Genomic DNA, 20,299 nt, shown 5'->3' on the forward strand with positions numbered 1-20,299 from the left:
TTAACAACTTGTAGAGGCAGCTATCTTTTATCAAAAAAGTGAAAAGGCCGATATTATTTTTAATGTTCACCCCAATCAATTTCTAAACTCTTGCGCACGCAAAGATTGAGAGTGGCTTTAAATTTATTAAATACCAAATCGTTGGATGTAATTAAATCATTTGTTTTTTGATATTATTTATTGGTCTGCCAAATATAAATTTCTTGACATATTTAACAAATGTTAGAATCTATTAATAATCTATTGATTTAAAAAAAACACTCATTAACGTATAGAAATCATGGAAAATAAAAATCAAAACTGAAGAAAATTTTTGACCAAACTTGGCGTCGCTGTGAGTACAGGAGTAGGATTGGGATTGATGCCCAATACTGCACTGGCAAGTACGGCATTACCAACCGTACAAACCTGGGCTATGTGGATACATGGAAGCGCAGGAAGAATAGAGGGATGTGCACACGATGGGCAGAAAAGCCCTATAACAATGGCCAAACTAAAAAAGAAAATGATGACCATCAGCTCAATGAACTATTTTAGATCTGGAAATAATGGTGGCATGCCTGGGACTACTGTAGCATTGGAAGGTGAAGCTGCAGGCACTATGATCCCAACTTCTGGTGGTGGTCAATTTATTATATGGGATCGTGGCACTAAAAATAATGATAAAAACGGCGAGTTCTGGGTGCATTATGCTATTCCTACTCCTTTAATTGCAGCAGGAACAAGGGCGAAAGCAGGACTGTGCTTAGTTAGTTGTATGAGCACAGATATAAAAATGCATATTGGTCAAGTAGAGGTATGGCATGGAAATAAGAGTATCTTTAGCCAAGCAAATACACAATTGTGGGGGCCAGAAAAAATGCACCGATTCAATATACCTACCACACCTTCCGTTATGGGGGCGCTTTGCATCTCCCTTAAAATAAAAGGAGAACGTGTAAATGCAACTAAAATTCTAGAAATTAGCGGTGTAGGCATCGATTTTTATGTTTAATGGAAATATTAGATTCCAATATGATGATAAGAAGAATCGCACTTCACTTAACACAACATTTTTGCTTGTAAACTAATGTTAACAATATTAATATTTGAAAAGTTTCGTGGAGAACTTAATTGTCCATCGCAGTCATGGGCGCTTCATCAGTGTCTTTCGAGGTTTTAATATTATTATTGATCAAATTCAACCAAATTCCCCTATAGATTATCAATCCTTAAGTGCGCTCTGCAATTATTATGACCTTCCCCATTTTACCAAGGATTTTAAAAGGTATTGTGGCAGCTGCCCATCAGCATTTCACATTGAAAAGTTCCATTTTCTTCGAGAAGTTGTGGCTTCAAAAGCGTTAATGGACTAGTCTCCATAAAATACCTTTAAATCTTTATGCAATTGATTTCCAAAGCATAAAGGGCGGTTTTATACAACTCGCTATAAAATTTCCATCTTACATTTAGACATCTCAACTCCCCCATTATTTATTATTAAAAGAATATTAACCACTTTAAATTTAACATTATGGGACATTTAAACTTTCTTAATTCAAGAGCACGATCAGCAGAGAGCTACTTTGCAATTCACGCCATTAAAACACATTATTCGAAGGCAACATCAAGAATATTAAAAAAAGTAATTTCAATGTTCGTATGTTTACTTCTAATGGGCACATTGGCCTTAGCTCAAAACGTTCAAACATCTATTGATGCTTTAACCCAACAGACAGATGCGGTAATCACCGTAAACAAAAATTGTGGCATTGTCCAATTTATCAAATTTCCAGCTACGGAACCTTTAAACTTACAAGGCAATACTGCATATGAAAAAGCGATTTCATTTTTAAAAGACAACAAAGGCATTTACACTGTGGAAAACATAGATGAAGCCTTTATTCACAAAACAACCGAAACTGATCAATATGGGTTGAAACGAGTTGTGTTGACCCAAGTATATCACGGAGTTCCCATATTTGACGGCAAATTATATTTCCATTTTAATACGGAGGAAAAGCTGACTGCCATCAACGGAAACTATATGGCTAACATTAAAGTAAATCCTGTTCCAAGTATACCCCAATCACGGGCTTCATCAATTGCTCTGGAAACAATACATAATCAAAACATTAATTTTTCAGGAGCTCCAATGCAGGTACTGGAAAAGACCCTCTATATATTCCAAAAAGGAATGACACAAGGCTATCGCGGGGCGCAACATTTGGTTTATAAAATTGAAGTGAGCAACCAAGTAGATGTTAGGGAGTTTCTTTTTATAGACGCACATACCGGCATCGTAATAGAACAATATACTGGAATAGCCCATGCCATACACCGCACCATTTATGAGGTGAATACTTCAAATATTGTTTGGGAAGAAGGCGATCCATTTCCAGGAACACTTGACCAATGGCAACAAAATGAGGTAGTAGTGTCTGAGCATACCTATAATTTTTTTAAAAATGCTTTTGGGCATGTGTCTTATAACGGTGCAGACATACAAATGAAAGTAATCAATAATGACCCAAATATCGTTTGTCCAAATGCCACCTGGAATGGCATCACTGCAAGTTTTTGTGATAACGTAGCATCAGATGATGTTATAGGGCACGAATGGGGACACGCATACATGGAATATACCGGTGGACTAATTTATAGCTGGCAATCGGGTGCACTTGATGAATCTTATGCAGATATTTGGGGAGAAACAATCGATTTATTGAATGGTTATGAAGATGACGGAGAAGATCTTTCGCTAAGAACCGGTTGCGGTAGCTCTGATCGTTGGATGCAAGGTGAAGATGCAAGCGGTTTTGGAGGCGCGATAAGAGATATGTGGAACCCTAATTGCAAAGGAGACCCAGGAAAAGTAAGTGATCCCCAATTTTGGTGTTCAGGAGCCGATTGGGGTGGAGTGCATACAAATTCTGGTATATCCAACCATCTTTACGCATTATTGGTAGATGGCGGCACTTATAATGGACAGACCATCACTGGTATTGGTTTTACAAAAGCTGCCCATATTTTTTGGAGAGCACAGAGCCAGTATTTAACACAAACAAGTGGCTTTATAACTTTTGCAGATGCTTTAGAAGCAGCCACTTCAGATTTAATGGGTATCAACCTGGAAGGCTTGTCCACGGCTTCTCCAGCAGGACCTTCTGGCGAAATAATTACGGCAAATGACCTTACGCAAGTTACCAATACCATTCTTGCCGTAGAATTAAGAAACGATCCACCCGCTGCGTGTTTTGTAACCATTTTGCAACCTTTAACTGATGAATTGTGCGAAGCCGCAATTTCTAACCCAATATTTTTCGAAGATTGGGAAGGTGGATTTGGCGATTGGACCCATGAAGAACTACCTGTACATCCAGCTTTATGGGTGCCCAGAGATTGGATGATTTATACGGGTCCTTTAGATAATAGAGATGGACTCATTGCTTACGGCCCCGCAGATTATTATGCCAATTGCACCACGAACGGCCAAGAAGGTATTATTCGGTTAACAAGCCCCATTATTACCATGCCAAATGATCCTAATCCTACATTTGAAATGGCATTTAATCACACGATTTCTTTAGAAACTGGATATGACGGCGCAAACATTAAGTACAGTTTAGATGGAGGCAATTGGAACTTAGTTGAGGCATCTTCATTTACTGAGAACACCTATAACTATAGTGTTTTACCTAACAGTGATAACCCGTTATCTGGCGAGCCAGCTTTTACTGGTTTAGATGGTGCAGGTGCTTATCTAACCTGGGGAACCAGTGTTATAAATTTATCCACTCTTGGAGTAACAGCAAATTCAACCGTTCAATTCAGATTTGAAGTAGGTACAGATAAATGTGGTGGTGTATTGGGTTGGGCCTTGGATGAAATTATGATCTATAATTGTGAATCGCTTTCTATTGCCGATACAGATTTTGAAAACATCATTAAGGCATACCCAAATCCAACAGGTGGAATTGTAAACATAAAAACCACTACCCAAATAAGTGCTATTGAAGTCTATAATATATATGGACAATTGGTAGCATCTAACAATAATAGGGACCAAATTGATTTAACTGGGTTTAGCCAAGGAATATATATTTTAAAAGTTACTGCTATTGATGGCAGATTCAGTATGATTAAAGTATTAAAAGAATAATGATCATTTGCATTGTATGGGTAGCCAATTAGTTTAATAGATATTAAAATGAACTTAATAAATCAAGGCATAGAAGACTATAGCTAAAAGTCTGTGATTGTCAAGAAGTTGTGGCTTCAAAAGCGTTAATGGACTAGTCTCCATAAAATACCTTTAAAACTTTATACAATTGATTTCCAAAACATAAAGGGCGGTTTTATACAACTCGCTATTAAGTTTTCTAACTACTTTTAATCTTGATTCTACATATCAACTCCCACAATTGATTCAAAAACGAATATTAACCTTTTTAAATATATCATTATGGGACATTTAAACATTATCCATTCCGGAACAAAAACAACAGTGAACTATTTTGGCGATTCTGCCGAACCACTCCAATTAAAAGACAATAATACATCTGGTACACACAAAAATGGGTATCGGCGCAATAGAATGACTTATTTTCTAACATTAATTGTAGGTCTTTTCACTTTATTCAGTTTTGCACAAAATACTGCACCACAAATTGAAATTACAGATATTGCGGCAGATGAAACCGCAAAAACCCTAACCGTTAATTACTCCTTAAGCGATGCCGAAAGTAATACTTGTGAGGTATGGCTCAAAATGTCGTTGGACGACGGAATTTATTATGAAACTGTTCCAATCGCCAAAATTACCGGCGATATCGGTACAGGTATAAACCCTGATCCAACACTCTCTTTAACTTGGGATTATTCAGACTTAACCGTGGAAATTAGAAGTGTAGATATAAAACTATTCGCTTCCGATAACCAAGCGGTTGATATTGCAGAAATGGTCAGCCAAGTAGATGAGGCAAACTTGTTGAGCAACTTACAATTTATTGAGGGGGAGCGCCATTACTTAACGGCCCCTGTACATCTGGAAGAAGTACGGACATTTATTGAAAATGCGTTTATGGAAGTAAATCTTCAGACCGAGCGCCATTTTTTCGTTCATTCCCATTTGATGATGCAGAATATTCTCGGTCGCAAGCCCGGTGCTAAAGATGAAGCCATTACTTATATTATTGATGGCCATTTCGATGGTAGATCTAACAGTCCCTCTGCAGATGACAATGGCTCGGCAGTAGCAGGAACGCTTGAAGCGCTTCGCATACTCTCGCAATATTCTTTTGAGCATTCCATTCGATTTATTGGTTTTGATGCTGAGGAAGTATATTCTCCAATCGGTTATCCTGGAAGTTACAATTACGTTCTGAATGGTATAAAACCATTTGAAGACTTACAAGGAACTCTAAATATGGAGATGATCGGTTTTTATTCTGATGCAATTAATTCGCAAACATTGCCGGCAGGCTTCGCGACACTCTTTCCAGAAGCGGCACAGCAAATTGAGGACGATGAATTTAGAGGCAATTTTCTATTTGGAGTTGGTAACACGATTTCAGATCCGCTATTATCAGCTTTTATTGCTGCTTCTGAAGATTATGTTCCTGATTTAAGGCTAATTACGGTTACTGTTGCTGGTACCGGTCAGAGCGTTCCGGACCTGCGCAGAAGTGATCACGCCATGTTTTGGGATGCCGGTTTACAGGCACTGATGCTAACAGATACTGCCGATTTTAGAAACCCAAACTATCATACCCCCGGTGATAGCATTGGCACCTTAGATTTTGGTTTTATGAAAAATGTAGTGAAAGCAGTTTTGGCAACTGTCGCAGAACTTGCCATACCCATTAGTGTAGGTTCTGATGAAACTGATTTATCTACTTGGCTGAGCATTGGTGAACACGATCAGTTTGCTGCAGAAATATTTATTTTCCCCAATCCTTCCACTGGCCTCTTGACTTTACGGGTTGAGAATGCTAAGTCTGGATTTACATCGCTTGTTGAAGTTTATGATTTAGCAGGAAAAAAGGTTTATCAAGATCTTCGAGAATTTTCTACAGGTACCAGCAATTCTGAAATCAATCTACAGCATTTAACTAACGGCTCTTATATACTTAAGCTGAAATCTAAAAACATTACAACGTCTCTTGCATTTATTATCGCATATTAATTTGCAAGTCCAAAATAAAGCCTTATAGTCTTCTGCCACCATTATATGTAGCAGAAGACTATTTTAATTAATAAATAAAACGAAATGTTAAACCTTTCGCAATGTCTCTATTTTAAACGATAGCGAGCTATTGAAAATCATCCGCAGCTTTGCCCCCAAACTCTAAAAACTGACCCAAACCTTACTTCCGAAGAAAACATTCCAATTAAAAATACCTATGCCCAGCTTGTGAAGTACCGAAATATCTGGAATTATATTTCGTAAAACACACCTGAGTAGTTTGATTCCCTTTTCTGAAACCGTCAATTTCCGAAGGTCCTTCACAAGCACAATGCCGTTCCCCAATTAATTTTCTTGCCAATTCGATTACTTTTCAATACTTTTAGGTTTATGACAGAAGCCGCTTTAGAAGAAGAGAAAAAGGAGCTCGCCAAGCAGTACAAACAGCTGCTCAAGATCAGTTACCGCACCCTTACCAAAGCAGATAAAAAACTGATCCGCAGCGCATTTGACCTTGCCGTTGATGCCCACAAGGAGCAACGCCGCAAAAGTGGCGAGGCTTATATTTTTCACCCTATAGCGGTCGCAAAAATTGTTGCTTCGGAGATTGGACTGGACGCTACCAGCATCGCTGCCGCCCTTTTGCACGACGTGGTTGAGGATACTGAATATTCCTTAGAGGATATCGAGCGTATGTTTGGCACTCCCGTGGCCCGCATTGTGGACGGGCTTACCAAGATTGCCCATATCAATATGTCTGAAGACGTTTCCATGCAGGCGGAAAATTTCAGAAAAATGTTGCTTACCCTCAATGAGGACATTCGCGTAATCATCATAAAAATTGCGGACCGGCTGCACAATATGCAAACTATGGACAGCATGCCGCCGGACAAACAGCGGAAAATCGCTTCGGAAACGCTTTACATTTACGCCCCGCTCGCCCACCGCATTGGGCTTTACAACATAAAAACCGAATTGGAGGACTTAGGACTGAAGTTTACCGAGCCAGATGTGTATGCAGATATTTTAGGCCGCATAAAGGAAAGCAAGGAAGAACAGGACGCTTATATAGAGGCTTTCAACAAAGTGATTAAAGACTCGTTGGATGCCGAAAATTTAGAATACGAAATAAAGGGAAGACCCAAATCCATCTTTTCCATCCGAAGAAAAATGCTTGCCCAGAACGTCACCTTTGACGAGGTGTATGACAAATTCGCCGTTCGGATTATCTATAAAAGCAAGCCCGAAAACGAAAAATTCTTCGCGTGGAAGATTTATTCCATAGTTACCGACCATTTCCGCCCCAACCCCATACGGCTTCGCGACTGGATTTCTTCCCCCAAATCAACGGGTTACGAAGCACTGCACATAACCGTGATGGGCCCGAAAGGCCGTTGGGTAGAAGTGCAGATTCGCAGCGAGCGGATGAACGAGATTGCCGAGAAAGGTTTTGCTGCCCACTACAAATACAAAAACAAGGAAAAAGACGACGGCGGCCTCGAAAACTGGCTGAACAAACTACAAGACACGCTGGAGAATTCAGAAATAAGTGCCGTGGATTTTGTAGAGGAATTCAAACTGAATCTTTATGCCAAGGAAATTTTTGTCTTTACCCCGAAAGGAGACCTGTATTCACTTCCGAAAGGAGCCACGGCTCTGGATTTCGCCTTTCACATTCACACCGAAATCGGGATGCACACCCGCGGTACAAAGGTGAATGGAAAACTCGTCCCGCTGAGCCATGAGCTCAAAAGTGGTGACCAAGTAGAGGTTATTACGTCAGATAACGCAAAACCTACGGCCAACTGGCTCAATTACGCCACCACTGGCCGCGCGCGTTCAAAGATTAAATCGTCACTGAAGGACGAAAAGAAACAGCTCGCCGAAGAAGGAAAAGTAATCCTGGCCCGAAAATTAAAATCGCTGAAACTAAACCTCGATGAAAGCCTACTCAACCAATTGGTGGTTTTCTTTAAGGTGAAAACGAGTTTGGATTTGTACTATCGCGTTGGCGCGGGAATCATCGACAACCAAAAATTGAAGGATTTTGCCGCTTCGCGAAGCAATGCTTTTATCAGTTTCTTCAAAAATAGAATCCGAAAGCCCGACAAGCCCGAGGATGTTAACAAAGAAGAAATCACTGAAAAGTTTGATCAGCTTGTTTTCGGGAAAAACGAAGATAAGTTGGATTATAAAATGGCTAACTGCTGCAACCCCATTCCCGGGGATGATGTTTTCGGCTTCGTTACGGTGAATGAAGGCATAAAAGTACATAAGACCAACTGCCCGAATGCGTTGCAACTTCAGAGCAATTACAGCTACCGCATTATGCCCGCCAAGTGGATTGACAGCACGCAACGCGAGTTTAAAGCCGTCCTTAACATTTCGGGAATTGACACGATTGGTTTGGTAAATGAAGTAACGAAAGTAATTTCAAACAACCTTCATATAGACATGAAGAGTGTCCACTTCGACAGTAATGACGGGGTTTTTACAGGCAAAATAGTTGTGGTGGTAAAAAACAAATCGATTCTGAACAATCTTGTGGACAACATCAAAAAAATAAACGGAATTGATAAGGTTACCCGGGTTTAGGATGAGGGATGATGAAAAAAAGGTTAGCGGTTTAACATTTTCGTAAAGAAGTCATTCGTCTTACGTCCTACCGTCTTAAGTCCATTTCACGGATGATTTCATTTTCTACCATTTCGCCAATGCCACATCTAAAATTTGAGTAACTTTGCACACTTAATTATGAGTTCAAAAACAGACATAAATAATCAAGAAATTGTAAAGAACGTTTTCACGGGCTTTCTTGAGCAAAAGGGGCACCGCAAAACGCCGGAACGCTACGCAATTCTTCAGGAAATTTACGACCACGACGACCATTTTGATATTGAGTCGCTGTACATAAATATGAAGAACAAAAATTACCGCGTAAGCCGTGCCACGCTTTACAATACTATTGAGTTGCTTTTGGAATGCGGCTTGGTGCGCAAACACCAGTTTGGCCAAAACCAGGCGCATTACGAAAAATCGTATTTTGACCGCAACCACGACCACGTTATTCTCGCCGATGGCGAAGTGATTGAGTTTTGCGACCCGCGAATTCACAACATAAAAAAAACCATAGAAGAGGTTTTTAATATTGAAATAACCAACCATTCACTTTATTTCTACGGAAATAGAAAAAATCCCGCCACTACCGATGACGGGAACAATCAATAAAAATTATGGCAGTAGACTTACTACTTGGATTGCAATGGGGCGACGAAGGCAAAGGAAAAATTGTCGATGTCCTAACAAAAAACTATGATATAATCGCGCGTTTTCAGGGCGGGCCGAATGCGGGCCACACTTTGGAATTTGATGGCCACAAGCACGTCTTGCACACCATTCCCAGTGGAATTTTTCACGAGGGAACTATCAATTTGGTGGGGAACGGCGTGGTGATTGACCCCGTAATTTTCAAAAGGGAGCTCGATAATCTTGCAAAATTCAATTTAGACCTTAAAAAGAGCCTGCTTATTTCGCGAAAGGCGCATCTTATTTTGCCAACCCATCGTTTATTGGACGCTGCTTCCGAAGCTTCAAAAGGAAAAGCGAAGATTGGCTCAACGCTTAAGGGCATTGGCCCAACTTATATGGACAAGACCGGTCGCAACGGCATGCGTGTCGGCGATTTGGAAATGGACAACTGGCAGGAGAAGTACCGCGCTCTGGCAGATAAGCACGAAGCGATGATTGATTTTTACAATGTGGATGTACAATACGATTTGGCAGACCTTGAAGCAGAATTCTTCAAAGCGGTTGAAGTATTAAAAAGCCTGACATTTATTGATAGCGAGGAATATTTGCACCAAGCCCAAAAAGATGGCAAAACCATTCTTGCCGAAGGCGCTCAGGGGTCTTTGCTCGATATAGATTTTGGCACCTATCCCTTCGTAACCTCATCAAACACTACGGCCGCAGGAGCGTGTACCGGTTTGGGAATAGCTCCCGGAAAAATAAAGGAAGTATTCGGAATTTTTAAGGCTTACACCACTCGCGTGGGCAGTGGCCCCTTCCCTACCGAACTTTTTGACGAAGATGGCGAAACCATGGGCCGTGTGGGCAATGAATTTGGCGCAACTACAGGCCGTCCGCGCCGTTGTGGCTGGTTGGATTTGGTAGCGCTTCGCTATGCAGTGCAAGTAAATGGCGTTACCCAATTGATTATGATGAAAGGCGACGTGTTGAGTGGTTTCGACACACTTAAAGTATGTACTGCCTATAACTATAAAGGTGAAACAATCCATCATTTTCCGTATAATATTGAGGCCGAAAACGTAACGCCCGTATATACTGAAATGAAGGGCTGGCAAGCAGACTTAACCAAAATGACAGAAGCCTCGCAAATGCCACAGGCCTTGAACGATTATATCGATTTCTTGGAAAAAGAGCTAAAAGTGCCGATTAAAATTGTTTCCGTAGGGCCGGACAGAAAGCAAACCATTCATCGGGGTTAGGGATTTGGGATTAGGGATTAGGGTCCCGATAGCTATCGAGATGGGATTTGGGATTTTAAAAATATCATTTGAAAATAAATTCGATATATAGTTTTTTTCTTCTTTTTTTCCTCTTCTTCGGAATAAATGGTTCCGCACAGGAAAAACAAAAGGTGGATATACAGTCCGGTTACCTTGAAATAAGGCCCGAATTTCCCGATGCCGCCATTTACACCAAAGACGAAACCGGGCAGGTGTATATCGTACACGAAGGTGTGGAAATGTGGTGCGACCAAGCTTTTGTTTACCTAAAAAATAATTTCGTAAAAGCCTATGGCGATGTGCGGATTACGCAAGGCGATACCGTCTCAATGAACAGCAAATACGCTGAATACAACGGAAACACGCAGTTTGCCTTTGCCAGCGGTGATGTAGTTTTAACAGAACCGAAAACCACCCTTAAAACAGATACGCTTTATTTCGACAGGATAAAACAACAGGCCTATTACAGGACTGGTGGCACGGTGCAGGATACTTCCAGCGTTTTGACCAGCCGTTCGGGAAGGTATTTTGCCGAAAGTAAAAAGTACCAATTTCTTCAAAATGTTAAAATCGTAAACCCGAAATATACTGTAAACAGTAACCAACTCGATTTTTATTCCGAAACTGGCGATGCGTATCTTTACGGCCCTTCCACCATTGTGAGCGAAACCAGTACCGTTTATTGTGAACGTGGTTATTACGATACGCGCGGCGATACGGGCTATTTCGTAAAAAATTCAAAAGTAGATTACGAAAACCGAACGCTTTACGGCGACAGCATCTACTTTGACCGAAACAAAAGTTTTGCCTCTGCCACCAATAATATTCGTGTTTTGGATACCATCAACAAAAGTGTAATCCGCGGCCATTACGCCGAAGTTTACCGCGAAAAGGATTCGGTTTTTATTACGAAAAGAGCCGTGGCAATCACGGTTCGCGATGGCGATTCCATTTATGTGCACGCTGATACGCTTCGGGTTACGGGCAAACCTGAGAATAGAATTGTAAAAGGATTTTATCGCGCCCGGCTTTTCAAACCCGGAAAAGAAGGCGACGACCCCACCAGCGGAAAATGTGACAGTATTTACGTCAACGAAAAAAGGGGAATTACAAAACTATTGCGAAACCCAGTTTTGTGGAGCGGCGAAAACCAAATGATTGGCGATACCATCCACATTCTTTCAGATACGATAACGGATAAACTGGATACGCTCAAGGTTTTCAACAATGCTTTTTTGGTGCAAAAAGACAGCATGGGCTTCAATCAGGTTAAGGGCGAACGGCTTATCGGACTTTTTACAAATAATGAACTGGACACGGTAAACATCAACAAAAACGCACAAGTAATCTATTATTCCCGAGATGATAACGAGAAATTGGTCGGTATAAACAATACGGTTTCCAGTTCCATTCAAATGTATTTGGAAGAGCAGCAAATTACCGGAATCAGGTTTATAAAAAAGGCAGATGGGAAAGTGTATCCGCCGTCAATGCTGCCTGAGAATGCGAGAATTCTTCCCGGGTTTCAATGGCGGGGCGATGAACGATTGTATTCCGTGGAAGATTTATTTAAAGGAAAACCCGCACCCATACTCCCAAAAATTAAGGGAATCCCACTGCCGAAGGACGAGGGTGAATTTTTTGAGGATATTCCCGAAGACGAAATTGAACTTCCCGAAGAGTCCAAACTTTCCCCAAAAGATTTACAAAACCGACCGGACGACCCCAAACCCGAAACTTTGGAAAGCGAGGCGAAGCGGGATTCCATTCAGCAGAAAGCTAATGATTCCATTCAAACCGGGAACTAATGACTGAGGATTTCTACAAATACCAAGCCCAGACCACGCCACATCCGCTGGCGCTGGAAATTTCGCACGCCGAAGGAAGTTACATTTACGATACTTCCGGCAAAAAGCATTTGGATTTTGTAGCGGGAGTTTCCGCCTGCACGCTGGGGCATTGCCATCCGCGCGTTGTTTCGGCAATAAAAACGCAAGCTGAAAAATATCTGCACGTCATGGTTTATGGCGAATATATTCAAGAACCCGCCGTGGAACTTGCAAAACTACTGGCCAATAATCTTCCGCAAAACCTAAACACAACTTATTTGGTAAACAGCGGCACCGAAGCTATCGAAGGCGCGTTAAAACTCGCCCGCCGCGCAACGGGCAGAACGCAAATTCTTTACGCAAATAATGCCTACCACGGCAACACCATGGGCTCGATGAGCGTCATGGGCTATGAAGAGCGCAAAAATGCATTCAAACCTTTAGTTCCGGATTGCTTCCCTGTAAATTTCAATGGTGAAGCAGACCTTCAAAAAATAACCACGGAAACGGCTGCTATTATTTTGGAAACCATCCAAGGCGGCGCAGGCTTTATCCAGCCCGAAAATGATTATCTGAAAAAAGTGCGAAAGCGTTGTGATGAAACCGGGACGCTTTTGATTTTGGACGAAATTCAACCCGGATTTGGAAGGACCGGCAAACTTTTCGCTTTTGAACATTTCGGCATCGTGCCCGATATTTTAGTGATGGGAAAAGGCATGGGCGGCGGCTTGCCCATCGGTGCTTTTACGGCTTCACACGAAGTGATGGCACTGCTTCAGGACAACCCAAAGCTGGGGCATATTACCACTTTTGGCGGAAATCCCGTGATTGCGGCTGCCGCTTTGGCAACCCTTCAGGAATTGACGGAAACTGATATTGTTCAGCAAACACTTCAAAAAGAAAAACTTTTAAGAAAATTGCTGGAACATTCGCTAATAAAGGAAGTTCGGGGTCGAGGCCTGATGCTTGCCGCAATGGTTGAAAGTCCCGAAATCGCTTCCGAAGTAATCCTGGCTTGCAAAGAGCGCGGATTGGTGCTTTTTTGGCTTCTTTTTGAAGGTCGGGCCATCCGTATTACGCCGCCACTGACAATCAGCAATGACGAAATTGAGGAGGGCTGTAAAATACTGACAGACGTTCTAAACTCCCTTCAAAAGAGATAGATGTTGCGCAAAGCCTTTGTTTACAGAGGTTTACAAACAAACCTACTGTTGATAAGTCCGTTAACAATAAACGCGGCATAACAATTGAACTTATTTATACATTATTATCTTTAAAATAGAAGAAACCGTTAAACCGTGCGTATGCAATTAAGTTCAAACGAGCATAACAACTTCTCGCTGGAAAGATTCGAATCTATGCTGAAAACCAACAGCGTTCTGTTTTTCGACTCAGAGGAATTTGAGGAAATAGTGCATCACTACCTTGAAAATGGAAAAATTGCACTTGCCAAAAAAGCGACCAAATTAGGGTTGGAACAACACCCATCCTCCACAAACCTTAAGCTTTTCCAAATAGAAATGTACATTTTTGAAAACCAATTGGAAGTCGCCGAAGAACTTTTGGACGAACTATACCAATTGGAACAAAGCAACGAGGAAATCTACATCCAAAAGGCGAACATTTTCTCGCGCCGCGACATGCACAAAGAAGCCATTACCCTGCTGGAACAGGCCTTGGAGATTACTATGGATGAGGCTGATGTATTGTCGTTGCTGGGAATGGAATATTTATTTCTGGAAGATTACGAAAACGCCAAGCTCTATTTTATGAGATGTTTGGAAGAAGACGAGGAAGATTATTCTGCACTCTACAATATTATTTACTGCTTTGAATTCTTGGATGAATACGAAGCGGCCATCGATTATTTGAATGATTTTCTCAATAAAAACCCGTATTGCGAAGTTGCGTGGCACCAAGTAGGCAAACAGTATTATGAACTGAAGGACTATAAAAAAGCCCTTGCCGCCTTTGATTTCGCCATAATCAGCGACGACCGTTTTATAGGCGCTTACCTTGAAAAAGGAAGAGTGCTCGAAAAACTGAAACGATATGAAGAAGCCATTGAAAGCTACTCCATTACCTTAGGACTCGACGACCCAACTTCCTACGCACTATTGCGAATAGGGAAATGCTACGAAAAATTGGGCAACGCCGAAATGGCGATCCAGTTTTATACAAAATGTGTGGAGGAAGATTCCCTACTGGACAAAGGTTGGATAGCCATTACCGATTTTTACATAAAAAACAAACAATATCAAAAAGCGCTTTATTATATAGAAAAAGCCATCAATATTGACAGTGAAAACGTGCTTTATTGGAAGCGTTATGCCAAAATAAACAATAAACTCAACCTATTTGAGGAAGCGGAAGTCGGTTTCAGAAAGGCGTTGGAATTGGGCAATTATGAATTGGAATCTTGGTTAACGCGCGGTGATATTTTGACCAATCTCGGTGAATTTGAGGCTGCAGTGAACAATTTCAATCAATCTTTGGAATTCTATCCGGAACACGCCGAAATAGAATACCGTCTTTCAGGCCTTTATTTCACATTGAACGAAAATGACAAAGGCGCGTTCCACTTAAAAAATGCCCTAAAATCTGAGCCCGAATTCTTGATGATTATTGAGGAACTTTTTCCGCAGGTTTACCAAATGCCAGCGGTAGTGGAAATAATCAAACAACACAAAAATCCTTCGCTTTAATTTCTGTATTTTTGGGGTTTTAGCAAAATAGACCTATGCCTCAAAGGAATTTTTTTCAGTATTTAATTATTACCGCAAAAGGCCTCGCCATGGGCGCTGCCGATGTTGTCCCTGGCGTTTCGGGCGGTACCATCGCCTTCATTTCCGGAATTTATGAAGAATTGATAGAAACCATCCATAAATTGGATCTCGGGTTCTTCAAAATCTGGAAAGCTGACGGTTTTTTAAAAGCGTGGAAACATTATAACCTCGGGTTTCTTTTGGCGCTGTTTTCGGGAGTTTTTATCAGTATCATTTCCTTGGCAAAATTGATTACTTGGCTTTTGGAGGTTTACCCAATTATGGTCTGGTCGTTCTTTTTCGGGTTGGTAATTGCCAGTATTGTTTACGTGGGCAAACAAATTACCAACTGGCGATTGGCGGTAATCGGCGCTCTTATTTTAGCTTCCTTTCTGTCCTATTTAATAACTATTGCAGATCCTATCGGTTCTCCGGAAAGCATTTGGTTTCTGTTTCTGGCCGGCTTTATTGCTATAATCGCAATGATACTTCCCGGAATCTCGGGTGCTTTTATTCTTTTGCTCTTGGGGGCTTACACAGCCGTTATCGGGATCGTGACCCAATTGGGCGAGGGAATAACAACATTAAATGGCTCGCTTTTTTTGAGCGCCCTTGGAAAACTTCTAATATTTGGAGTTGGAGCTATTTTAGGGTTAAAGATGTTTTCGCGGGTATTGAACTGGATGTTCAAGCACCACAAAAATTTAATACTTGCGGTACTTACCGGTTTTATGATTGGCGCGCTGAACAAGATTTGGCCATGGAAGGAAGTTTTGCAATACCGATTGAACCATGCCGGAGAACAAATTCCCTTTATTGAAAGAAGCATATTTCCGCAAAATTATGAGGGCAATCCACAAATTTTGTACGCTATAATTTTTGCCGTTATAGGCTTTCTGACAATCTTTTTATTGGAAAGAATCGCCGTAAATAAAGTCGCAGTTTCCAGCACCAATAAACAACCCAATTAACTCCTAACCCTTAACACTTAACCCTTAACACTTAACTTTCAAACCAACCCGTGTACGAAAATCGCTCCTTCTCCGATAAAGCTTGGCTGGTCCTAAAAGGGCTGGGAATGGGCGCGGCCAATAAGGTGCCCGGTGTGTCGGGGGGCGTTGTGGCTTTTGTGGCAGGTTTTTATGAGGAATTTATTTATTCGCTTCAAAAAATTAACAGAAAAGCCTTCAAGCTGCTTATCGGCGGCCGTTATAAAAGCCTGTACCGCTACACGAACGGGCAATTCCTGAGTTTGTTGATCTTGGGAATGGTCGTCAGTTATTTCAGTATTTCCAAGGTTCTTGATTATTTAATTGACCATTACGAACTTTATGTTTGGAGCGCCTTTTTCGGTATGATAATAGGCTCCATTTATTTTATTGCAAAGGATTTTGGCGAATGGAACCGAAAATATGTAGCTTATCTGCTGTGCGGGGTCATAGCGGGTGTGGCAATAAGTTTTTTGGAACCCGCAAAGGAGAACAGCAATTTGTTTTTTGTGTTTTTCTGTGGAATTATCAGCGTTTCGGGAATGACCTTGCCCGGACTTTCGGGTTCTTTCATTTTGATCCTTTTGGGGAATTATGTATTGCTATTGGTAGATGCCGTAAATGCACTTTTTGACACGTTCGCCGATATTTTTCAGTGGGATTTCGTTTGGATTTACGATCCCGAAAGGATTGAACTTTTAAAGGTTTTGGCAGTTTTTTCCTTGGGCTCCTTGGTTGGTTTGGTTTCCCTTTCACATTTGTTGGCGTATGTTTTGAAACGGTTCAAAAAAGCTACTTATGCCGTTATCATCGGGTTTATCGCCGGTTCGCTGGGCGTGGTGTGGCCGTGGAAAGAAGAAAAATATGTCTTTGACAGCTTGGGAAAAATAAAACTTGACGCCAATGGAAGAGAAATAATAACAGGCTACACCCGCTATTTCCCTGAAAACTTTGGCACTGAAACCACCCTGGCCATCGTATTTATGATCGTGGGAGCGGCTATTGTGCTAAGCCTGGACTGGTATGATAATTATAAAAAGAAACCGCGTGTCTAAATTTGGATTGATCGGAAAAAACATCGGCTATTCTTTTTCAAAAACTTTCTTTTCCGAAAAATTTGAGAAGGAAAATCTGGATCACACATACGAGAATTTCGATATTCCTTCAATAGCATTTTTCCCGAGGATAATTTCCGAAACTCCTTCTTTAAAAGGCGTAAACGTTACCATTCCCTATAAAGAAGAAGTGATTAATTTTCTGGATGAACTGGATGAAGAGGCAAAAAAAATTGGCGCCGTAAACACTGTTAAAATTTCTGAAAAAGGAAAACGCATCGGCTATAATACGGACCATTTCGGTTTTCAGAAATCGTTGGAAGCCTTTTTACCACTTCAACAGAAAACCGCGCTTATATTGGGCACGGGCGGCGCTTCAAAAGCTGTTGCGTATGCTTTGGACAAGTTGGGTTTCGAATTCAAATTTGCAAGCAGGAAAAAAACAACTGCCGGTTTGCTATATTCTGAATTGGACCGATCAACCGTTGAAAACCATCTTTTAATAGTAAACTGCACCCCGCTTGGCACCTTTCCGAATATCGCTGATTGTCCGCCACTTCCCTATCAATTTCTCACAAAAAACCATCTGCTTTTCGACCTAATCTACAATCCCGCCGAGACCGAATTTTTAAAACGTGGAAAACTTCAGGGCACAAAAACCAGCAATGGTTTGAGAATGTTGGAATTACAGGCCGAAAAAGCCTGGGAAATCTGGAATTCATAAAATTCGCATAAAAAAACCCAAAAAAAAGCTGTGTGCTTTGCCAATTGCGCAGTTGTTAGTATCTTGACCCTCCAAGAAAAACGAACCTAAACATTGAAACAAATGTCTGACGAGAAAAATGGAAGCCCTCTAACCTCCAAAGGGGAAAATGATTCTGAAAAAATTTTAACGAATGAAACTTCGGAAGAAACAAACACTGCCTCAGCGCCTGTAGAAACCTCAAATGAGGAAAGTACTGTTGAAGCTGAAAAAGTTGCGGAAGAAAAAAATGCTTCCGAAGAAACTTCAAAAGAAGATGCTGTTGCCGAAGAAAATGCTGAGGAAGTAAACGCGGTGGAAGAAGCAATGGTTGCCGAAAAGGAATCTGTGAAAAAGAAAGAAGCTATTGAAGCATCTACCAATGAAAAGATTGAGGCTTCTGAAAAGATTGAGGCTTCCGAAGACGAGGAAATTGAGGACGAGGAAGAGGAAGTAGCTTCTTCGGAAGATGAAGAGGACGAAGAGGAACACGAGGCAAAAGCCCAAAAAGACTACAGCACCCTTTCAGAAAAAGAATTGGTTGCCGAACTTGACAAACTTCTGAAAACAAAAAAAATACAGGAGCTAAAGCACGATGTTGAGGAAATCCGTTCCGAGTTCAATAGTAAATTCAACGAGGAACTGGAGCACAAAAAGGAGGAATTTCTTGCAGAAGGCGGGAATATCATCGACTTCCATTACACTACTCCGCTGAAAAAAGAATTCAATTCGCTTTATTTTGATTATAAAGAAAAGCGAAACAATCACTATAAAAATCTTAAAAAAGACCTTCAAGCCAATTTGGATAAGCGCTGGGAACTTATTGAAGAACTAAAGGGCCTATTGAGCGCCGAGGAAAATATCAACACTACCTATAACCATTTCAAGGAAATTCAGGAAAAATGGCACGTTGCGGGGGCAATTCCAAGGGACAAATACAACACCGTTTGGAACACCTACCACCACCATGTTGAGAATTTTTATGATTTTCTTCATTTAAACCGTGAGTTCCGCGATTTGGATTTCAAGCACAATTTAGACAGCAAGCTGAAAATCATTACCCGTGCCGAAGAGTTAGGCCAGGAAGCAGATGTCAATAAGGCTTTTAGGGAATTGCAGATGCTCCACAAAATGTGGAAAGAAGATATTGGTCCCGTAGCAAAGGAGTATCGCGATGAAGTTTGGAACAAGTTCAGCGAGGCCACAAAAGTAATCCACGATAAGCGCCAAGCACAGTTGGCCGAAATGGAAAAAGATTTTGAAGACAATCTGGAAAAGAAAAGGCAGATTGTTGAAGACATAAAAAAGGCGACCGAAGAAGCGAAGCCGAGCCACCAAGGCTGGCAAAACGCCATTAAAAAAGTACAGGAACTTCGGGATGCTTTTTTTAACACCGGTCGTGTTCCTCGGACCAACAATAAAGAAATCTGGAAGGCTTTCAAAGATGCCACAGCCAACTTTAACCACCAAAAAAATAGTTTCTATAAAAACCAGAAAAAAGAGCAGTACACCAATCTTGAAAAGAAACGCGAGCTCATAAAAATTGCAGAGGAAAACAAAGACAGCGACGATTTTGAAGCCACAACTCCGCTGATGAAAAAAATCCAAAACGATTGGAAAAGTATTGGGCATGTGCCGAGAAAGGACAGCGACAAGATCTGGAAGCGGTTCAAAAAAGCTTGCAACCATTATTTTGACAGGCTACACGCCCAGAAAAACGAGGCCAATAAAGAAGAAATGGTTCACTTTGAAGCCAAACAGGCAATGCTTGATAAATTAGCTTCTTTTGAATTAAGTGGCGACCATAAGGCCGACGTGAAAGCAATAAAGGAGCAAATTACCGCCTGGAAAGAAATTGGCCGTGTTCCCTACAATAAACGCAGTATTGAACAAAAATTCAACAAAATCCTGGACGGCGTGTTTTCAAAACTCGATTTGGGCAAAAAGGAAACCGAGCTTATCAAGTTCGACAATAAATTGAACACGCTCGTAAACCGTGAAGACGATCGCAAACTGCAGAACGAGCACTTCTTTATTTCGAAAAAGATTGATGAAACCAAGGATGAAATCCGTCAATTGGAGAACAATCTTGGCTTTTTCCACCACGTTGATGAAAACAATCCATTGGTAAAGGAAGTGCACAAAAACATAGCCCGCCACAAAGAACAACTTGAAGTTTGGAAGGCGAAACTTTCAAAAATCAAGGAAGTTCGGGAGGATTAAA

The 20,299-nt window shown here is 41.1% G+C and carries 14 protein-coding genes; 13 read left to right on the forward strand and 1 reads right to left on the reverse strand.

The features are described from left to right. Positions 1 to 334: 334 nt before the first annotated feature. The 3 genes from POV26_RS03215 to POV26_RS03225 all read left to right on the forward strand — a co-directional run bounded on the left by POV26_RS03215 (position 335) and on the right by POV26_RS03225 (position 6,166). Positions 335 to 994 carry a DUF6623 family protein gene (locus tag POV26_RS03215; RefSeq protein ID WP_272855051.1) on the forward strand — a complete coding sequence of 220 codons (660 nt, stop codon included), beginning with the start codon at positions 335 to 337 and terminating at the stop codon, positions 992 to 994. Positions 995 to 1,513: 519 nt separating this feature from the next. Next, positions 1,514 to 4,141 (forward strand): M4 family metallopeptidase, encoded by a 2,628-nt coding sequence (locus POV26_RS03220; protein ID WP_272855052.1) that lies wholly within the window; start codon positions 1,514 to 1,516, stop codon positions 4,139 to 4,141. Between the two features lie 303 nt (positions 4,142 to 4,444). After that, a complete protein-coding gene (locus POV26_RS03225; RefSeq protein WP_272855053.1) occupies positions 4,445 to 6,166 on the forward strand; it encodes a M28 family peptidase in 1,722 nt (573 codons plus the stop codon). 162 nt (positions 6,167 to 6,328) lie between these two features. On the opposite strand, the gene POV26_RS03230 is transcribed toward POV26_RS03225, so the two are convergent. Next, a complete protein-coding gene (locus POV26_RS03230; RefSeq protein WP_272855054.1) occupies positions 6,329 to 6,511 on the reverse strand; it encodes a hypothetical protein in 183 nt (60 codons plus the stop codon). A gap of 45 nt (positions 6,512 to 6,556) precedes the next feature. Between POV26_RS03230 and POV26_RS03235 the strand changes: the two genes are divergently transcribed. The 10 genes from POV26_RS03235 (at position 6,557) to POV26_RS03280 (ending at position 20,298) form a co-directional block, all read left to right on the forward strand. Beyond that, complete coding sequence (locus POV26_RS03235) at positions 6,557 to 8,761, forward strand: RelA/SpoT family protein (protein ID WP_272855055.1); 2,205 nt, start codon at positions 6,557 to 6,559, stop codon at positions 8,759 to 8,761. 159 nt (positions 8,762 to 8,920) lie between these two features. After that, on the forward strand, positions 8,921 to 9,394 hold the full coding sequence (locus tag POV26_RS03240) for a Fur family transcriptional regulator (RefSeq protein WP_045080145.1): 474 nt from the start codon (positions 8,921 to 8,923) through the stop codon (positions 9,392 to 9,394). 5 nt (positions 9,395 to 9,399) lie between these two features. Beyond that, complete coding sequence (locus tag POV26_RS03245) at positions 9,400 to 10,674, forward strand: adenylosuccinate synthase (RefSeq protein ID WP_272855056.1); 1,275 nt, start codon at positions 9,400 to 9,402, stop codon at positions 10,672 to 10,674. Positions 10,675 to 10,742: 68 nt separating this feature from the next. After that, positions 10,743 to 12,503: an OstA-like protein gene (locus tag POV26_RS03250; protein ID WP_272855057.1), complete on the forward strand. Its 1,761-nt coding sequence runs from the start codon at positions 10,743 to 10,745 to the stop codon at positions 12,501 to 12,503. Next, positions 12,503 to 13,687 (forward strand): aspartate aminotransferase family protein, encoded by a 1,185-nt coding sequence (locus tag POV26_RS03255; RefSeq protein WP_272855058.1) that lies wholly within the window; start codon positions 12,503 to 12,505, stop codon positions 13,685 to 13,687. The genes POV26_RS03250 and POV26_RS03255 overlap by 1 nt, the downstream gene beginning before the upstream one ends. Positions 13,688 to 13,828: 141 nt before the next feature. After that, positions 13,829 to 15,229 (forward strand): tetratricopeptide repeat protein, encoded by a 1,401-nt coding sequence (locus POV26_RS03260; protein ID WP_272855059.1) that lies wholly within the window; start codon positions 13,829 to 13,831, stop codon positions 15,227 to 15,229. A gap of 35 nt (positions 15,230 to 15,264) precedes the next feature. Further along, a complete protein-coding gene (locus POV26_RS03265; RefSeq protein WP_272855060.1) occupies positions 15,265 to 16,260 on the forward strand; it encodes a DUF368 domain-containing protein in 996 nt (331 codons plus the stop codon). A gap of 50 nt (positions 16,261 to 16,310) precedes the next feature. Then, a complete protein-coding gene (locus POV26_RS03270; protein ID WP_272855061.1) occupies positions 16,311 to 17,333 on the forward strand; it encodes a DUF368 domain-containing protein in 1,023 nt (340 codons plus the stop codon). Next, the gene (locus POV26_RS03275; RefSeq protein WP_272855062.1) at positions 17,326 to 18,057 is read left to right on the forward strand and encodes a shikimate dehydrogenase family protein; all 732 of its coding nucleotides are present in this window, start codon (positions 17,326 to 17,328) and stop codon (positions 18,055 to 18,057) included. The genes POV26_RS03270 and POV26_RS03275 overlap by 8 nt, the downstream gene beginning before the upstream one ends. Before the next feature lie 102 nt (positions 18,058 to 18,159). After that, the gene (locus POV26_RS03280; RefSeq protein WP_272855063.1) at positions 18,160 to 20,298 is read left to right on the forward strand and encodes a DUF349 domain-containing protein; all 2,139 of its coding nucleotides are present in this window, start codon (positions 18,160 to 18,162) and stop codon (positions 20,296 to 20,298) included. Position 20,299: the final 1 nt, after the last annotated feature.

Origin of the sequence: Aequorivita todarodis (genome assembly GCF_028561335.1) — a bacterium.
In the GTDB taxonomy this organism is placed as follows: domain Bacteria; phylum Bacteroidota; class Bacteroidia; order Flavobacteriales; family Flavobacteriaceae; genus Aequorivita; species Aequorivita todarodis.